Origin of the sequence: Neorhizobium huautlense (assembly GCF_002968575.1) — a bacterium.
Classification (GTDB): domain Bacteria; phylum Pseudomonadota; class Alphaproteobacteria; order Rhizobiales; family Rhizobiaceae; genus Neorhizobium; species Neorhizobium huautlense.
In genome coordinates this window covers 1-5,200 of record NZ_PVBM01000063.1, presented here as the reverse complement: position 1 = coordinate 5,200, position 5,200 = coordinate 1, and the positions used below count along the sequence as shown (strand labels likewise).

Below are 5,200 nucleotides of genomic sequence, written 5' to 3'. Positions count from 1 at the left end.
ATCATAAGGTGCAGTCACGCTTTGCTCTCCTTCACTGAGTTCGCGAAAACCCAGGAAAGGTAAGCCAAACGGCGCAAAGCGTGACTGTCCTAAGATCATCTGCATCTCAGAGATCCGTTCTCTCCATAGACGTGGCCTCTTTCATGCCACCTCCTTTTGTAACACCCGCCGGGATGTCGTGCCCTTGCGCTCAGTCCTGAGGGCAGCGACAATCGCCCGGTTGAACGCCGGGAGATCGGACGGCATGCGGCTGGTAATGATGTTGCCGTCCAACACAACCTCTTCATCGACAATGGTCGCGCCGACATTCTTGAGGTCGGTGCGGATCGAGTACCAGGCCGTGGCTCGACGGCCGCGCAGGACGTCGGCTGCCACCAGCAGCCAAGGGCCATGGCAGATGGATGCGACAGGCTTGCCTGCGGCGACGTAGCCCCTGACCAAGGCGAGGGCCTTCGGATCGAGCCGCAGCTTGTCGGGATTGACCACACCGCCCGGCAGGACGCAGCACTTCCGTGCGGTGACCTCTCTCGCGCCTTTGCAATTCCAGAAGCAGCTCCGCCTTAGAGGCTCGACGGATGATGGTCTCCGAGGGTGCTGCGATCAGCAACGCCGCCTATGCGGTCGGCTACGAGAGCATTCCGCAGTTCAACGCGCGAATATGGCCGGTTGTTCGGTTCATCTCCGGCCAGGGATGTTCGGGAGAGCATCGGGAAAGTCCAGATCGCCGCTTGACTGGATGACACGTCACATATCGAGGCTGATTGCTCATCCCCGTGAGGTCACCCAGACACCCACCAAGGTTACCGCCAATCCGGCAAACATGGCAACGGTCAAAGGCTCCGAAAACAACATCCATGCCCACAGCATTGTTACGGGTGGACTGAGGTAGATGGCTGCGCTCACCTTGGCAGCGGGGAACAGCCGCAGACTGCTATAGTAGACCGCATAGGCGAGGAATGTGGCAAACAGGACCAGCCAGACCATCGCGATTGCAAAGTCAGAGGTCAACGGTGGAGCAAGACTGCCCTGCGTGAATGCGCAGAGGCCGAAGAGAACCGAACCCATCAGCGTCTGGATGCAAAGGCTCTGGTGAACAGGCATGTGCCGCGTCTTGCGCCTCTTGTGCAGGACCGAGGCGACGGCGAACACCAGCATTGAACCGACCGTCAAGCCGTAGGCCCAGACCGGAGCTGTGCCGAAGCTGAGGCTGTCGAAGTACACGATCAACACGCCGACAACGGCAATCGCGGTGCCCAGCCATTGTCGTTTCGTCAGTCGTTCACCTAGGAAGGGTTGCGACAACGCGGCAATAGCTAGCGGAAGAAGGTCGGAGATTAGCGCGACGAGCCCGGTTGGCACCCTCTGCTCGATGGCAAGCGCGAAACCTCCCAGATAAAGGAAGACCGTCATGATGCCGAACAGCGACTGATATCCGACTGCGCCCATCGAAAGTCTTGGCCCGATGGCCAAGGCGAATGGCAGAAGGATCAGACCTGACAGCAAAGTCCGCCAGAATAGGAGGAGCATGACGCTCGCTTGCTGGTTAGCATACCGAATACCGACGAAGCCCGAACTCCATCCGATAATCAGGAGGGCAGCGAGCAACGGCCATAATAGCGGATGGCGACTGGTTGAGGCGGAGGCAAGCGAGGTGTGGGTCATGGTGGCTCTATCGCGGGGAATACGGTCTAGCGGTACTGGAAAAACGCAGAAATCATCCATGACAAATATCGATGAGCCCATGACACTCTTTAAATTACTGTCATGCTCGATCCACTCCGTGATAGGTTTCGTTTCAGGACAAATTAATGGGTATGACCATGAACGAACTGAACGGTCGCCGCCTCGAAATCGACGCCTTGCGGGCTCTTTCCGCAATCCGCCAACATGGCGGAATCACCAGGGCGGCCGCCGCACTCGGTCTCTCCCAATCGGCCGTCAGCCACAAGATCAAACGGCTCGAAGTGAGCCTCGACTGCGAGTTGCTCGGACGCAAATCCGGAGGACCAATGTTCACGGCTGCGGGCGAGGACCTCTTGGACTATGCCGGGCGCATCCTAGGGCTGCACGACGAGGCGCTGTTGAGCCTGTCGAAAACGCCGCTCGCCGGAAGACTTCTGCTCGGGCTTACCGAAGACACCGCATGCACCGATCTCGCTCGGATCCTTGGACGCTTCAAGCGGCTTCATCCAAACGTGGCGGTCCGAACCAAGGTCCGCATGAGCCTGGTGCTCCGCGCCATGCTCGAGCGTGGGGAACTTGATGCAGCAATCGTCCAAGTCTTTAGCCACCAGGTACGGCCGAACGACCTGGTTCTTTACAGAGACAGCCTTCACTGGGTGAAGCACCCCGAACTGGTGATCCGGCATGGGGAACCGATCCCGTTCTTGTCGTTCGATGACGAATGCTTCTACAGGCAATGGGCACTCGACATCGGCCAGGAGAATGCGATTTTCGAGACCGTCTTCGAGTGTGCAAGCGCCGCTGGAATTGTTTCGGCCGTTAACGCGACAATGGGTGTGGCATTGCTGAGCGACCGCCATATCCGAGGCGAGATGCAGGTAATAACCGACCGTTTGCCTGTCCCGCCATCCTTGGCATACGTGGTCCGGCGGGCACGTAAAACAAGAAATCCGGCTCTCGATAGCCTAGTCGCAGAAATCGAGCGAGGCATCGGACGTAAAGGTGGATTGGCACTGACTGGCTGATAAAATCGAACGCTTTGATAGGATCAGAACTTTCGACCTGTCGTTCAAGAAACCTGTATTCGCGCGAACTTTTATAAGCGGGGGACTTCGAACCTGACTAAGCATCTGAATAGTGAAAGAATTCGAGAAATGCAGCAGTTATCTGACTTGGCGGCTGGAATTGATCTCGTCCCACCAAGGAGTCATATCAATTTTTCCGCAGTAAGGGCGGATTTTCGAGAATGATTCAGTGAGGGTATCATATTGAGTTTTCCGCGCTAAAAGCGGATCAGGAGATATGATGCAAAGCAGACGATCAACACTGTCTTCCTACGCTTCTGGCCTGCTTGCTATGGGCCGGGGAGTCTTCTCTGCGGATGAAGCCCAGCAGGAGATTGGCATCAGCGGGGGCGCATTCCTTGACGCCGCCGAGCGGTTGCAGCGGCGCGGCCAGCTTATCCGGCCCCCTCGCGGCTTCTATGTGGTTGTGCCGCCTGCGAGCCTTGCTTCAACGCAACAAAGGCTGCGATCTGTTCGACGTCGACTACGCGCTCAGATTGTTAGAGGGGCTTAACTCGGCCAGGATCGTCAAGTGCTTTCTGCTCTACCTTGAAAAAGGAGAAGTAGCGATTTCCAGAGCCGAAGCGCAACAGCGCATGTTCCAGAAACTCGTCAATCCGGGCTTCTTCACTGACATGGGTCCGCTGCTTCCGACAGATCTCGCCAAGGCTCTGACCGAAGAAGCGCTTAAAGCCGCGTTTTCCATGGTAATGGTGGAACTGATCGACCAGATGCCCCGGCGACGAGGGGGCGAAGGCGGGGGAAATGCGAAAACGGTTCGGGCTGTAAAGTAGCTTAAAGCTTCGGGATTGTGTGGCGCGCTTGCTAGAACAGAGCCACTATGTGAGCTTCGCCTGACTGCATTCGCGACAAGGCAGACCGACCGCTCTACGTTCCAAGAGCCATTTCGTCTGATTTAAGAGATCGGAAGTTTCGCGAGCCGTTTCCGTCAACCCTCGTGCGCCTCCGCCCAGTGCGGATAGGTCACGTAGGCCGTCAACGCGCCCTCGCCTTCCGTGGCGATCGTCACAGATTGCCGCTTGGGCATGCAGACGATGTCGCCGGTTCCCGCCGTCACCGTGCCGTCGCCCGTGGAAACGGAGAGCCTGCCTTCCAAGACGATCATAGTGTCGGCTACAGCCATGGTCCCGGTTAGCGACTGGTTGGGCGCGTACCGGCCCTAACCGATGGCGACCGGACCGCCTTGTCTCTCGTCGATGAGGTTTCCGACAAAGATCTCGGCATCCTGCCCCGGGGATCGTTCAAGTCGGGCATCGGACAGGCTGATTTTCTGCACGTTCAGGGTGCCCTCCCTTTCCTGATTTGAGTTAGAGCCGTCATCGAGATCACCAAGACAGAGACTGAATGCGGCTGTAAATCGAGATCGGAAGTCGAACGCGCCTCCAGCGCCAGTCGACGATGAAGCAATATCATGGCCGACGCCGAAATGGTCCCAATCAATCCGGTCTATTTTGAGGACCATCCGACTTGAGATTTGCGTTGAGACGTAGAGTAAGAAAGGTCATGATCGCGAGCACGATCGCCACGTCGTAGGCTCCGAGGCCGACGGAGGTGCCGATAGCACCCGTTGCCCACAGGCTTGCCGCCGTAGCCGTCCCACGTACGCTCGCTTTGACGACCAGGATCGCGCCGCCGCCAATAAACCCCATGCCCGTGATAAGTCCTTCCACGATTCTGGCCGTGGCTTCCGGGCTTCCCGCCGTTAAGGTCTCGGTCGCCTGGATAAATCCGCAACTTGCGATCGCGACGAGTGGAAACGTCCGCAGCCCCGCACTGCGCTCGCCTTTTTCGCGGTCCCAACCGATTGGAAGTGCAAGCAGGTATGCCGCCACCAGGGCTCCAAGATGCGGAACGATATCAAACGTCAATCCTGTCGCGGCCAACTGATCGATCAAATTCTATCCTCCCACTTTACCCGTCGGCAGATAGCAATATTGAGAAAGACTTCAAGCAGACGGGCGTCAGTGACGCATTACCATTTTGAGCTCTCCTGGGATATCGTCTTCGGTTTCTGCCACCGACATATTGCAACCGTCACCTTCGAGGGGTTTCACTTCCCCGGTCAAGATACTCCGACTTCGATTGATCAATCTGTGCTACCCGAACCTTACATGCCGATCCGCAGTCAGGCTTGAATTTCGGCTGCCGTCGCGCTGCCTGCACTCCTCGGCTTTACGGACAAACTTCTCACGCCGTGTCCAGCAAGCTGTAAGCTGCGCGACGGGGGCTGGAACAGGGAAATACAGCATAACATAGAGAGTTGCGGGCCGAGGAGCACTCAGTCCTGCTGCCAACGTAACCGCAAGGCTGGTGCCCAACCGATGAAGGCCCTTCAGTCCTACAACGCAAAAGAGGCAGACAGAAGCTTTGCCGGTATTGCAGGGTCGTCCGCGTCAGTAACGAGTAGCAGGTCCAGCGTATCATTTACAATG

General features: G+C 57.3%; 6 protein-coding genes and 1 pseudogene. 3 read left to right on the top strand and 4 right to left on the bottom strand.

What is annotated here, in order from left to right:
• Positions 1-141 precede the first annotated feature (141 nt).
• Both C5L12_RS27300 and C5L12_RS27290 read right to left on the bottom strand, forming a co-directional pair.
• Entirely contained in the window at positions 142-486 is a 345-nt protein-coding gene (locus C5L12_RS27300; RefSeq protein ID WP_245423064.1) for a DJ-1/PfpI family protein, read from the bottom strand.
• A 279-nt stretch (positions 487-765) separates the two neighbouring features.
• Positions 766-1,662 carry a DMT family transporter gene (locus tag C5L12_RS27290; RefSeq protein WP_105375119.1) on the bottom strand — a complete coding sequence of 299 codons (897 nt, stop codon included), beginning with the start codon at positions 1,660-1,662 and terminating at the stop codon, positions 766-768.
• Positions 1,663-1,820: 158 nt separating this feature from the next.
• On the opposite strand from C5L12_RS27290, the gene C5L12_RS27285 reads away from it, so the two are divergent.
• The 3 genes from C5L12_RS27285 to C5L12_RS29170 all read left to right on the top strand — a co-directional run bounded on the left by C5L12_RS27285 (position 1,821) and on the right by C5L12_RS29170 (position 3,541).
• Entirely contained in the window at positions 1,821-2,708 is an 888-nt protein-coding gene (locus tag C5L12_RS27285; RefSeq protein ID WP_105375118.1) for a LysR family transcriptional regulator, read from the top strand.
• A gap of 277 nt (positions 2,709-2,985) precedes the next feature.
• Positions 2,986-3,261, top strand: coding sequence for a type IV toxin-antitoxin system AbiEi family antitoxin domain-containing protein (locus C5L12_RS28960; protein WP_342588649.1), 276 nt, complete (start codon positions 2,986-2,988; stop codon positions 3,259-3,261).
• Positions 3,167-3,541 carry a nucleotidyl transferase AbiEii/AbiGii toxin family protein gene (locus tag C5L12_RS29170; RefSeq protein WP_342588648.1) on the top strand — a complete coding sequence of 125 codons (375 nt, stop codon included), beginning with the start codon at positions 3,167-3,169 and terminating at the stop codon, positions 3,539-3,541. Before C5L12_RS28960 ends, C5L12_RS29170 begins: the two co-directional genes overlap by 95 nt.
• 155 nt (positions 3,542-3,696) lie before the next feature.
• On the opposite strand, the pseudogene C5L12_RS27270 reads toward C5L12_RS29170, so the two are convergent.
• Together C5L12_RS27270 and C5L12_RS27265 are read right to left on the bottom strand one after the other, a co-directional pair.
• Positions 3,697-4,050, bottom strand: a pseudogene (locus tag C5L12_RS27270) (ethanolamine utilization protein).
• Positions 4,051-4,204: 154 nt separating this feature from the next.
• Positions 4,205-4,663, bottom strand: a complete 459-nt coding sequence (locus C5L12_RS27265) for an MgtC/SapB family protein (RefSeq protein WP_105375117.1) — start codon at positions 4,661-4,663, stop codon at positions 4,205-4,207.
• Between the last annotated feature and the right edge of the window lie 537 nt (positions 4,664-5,200).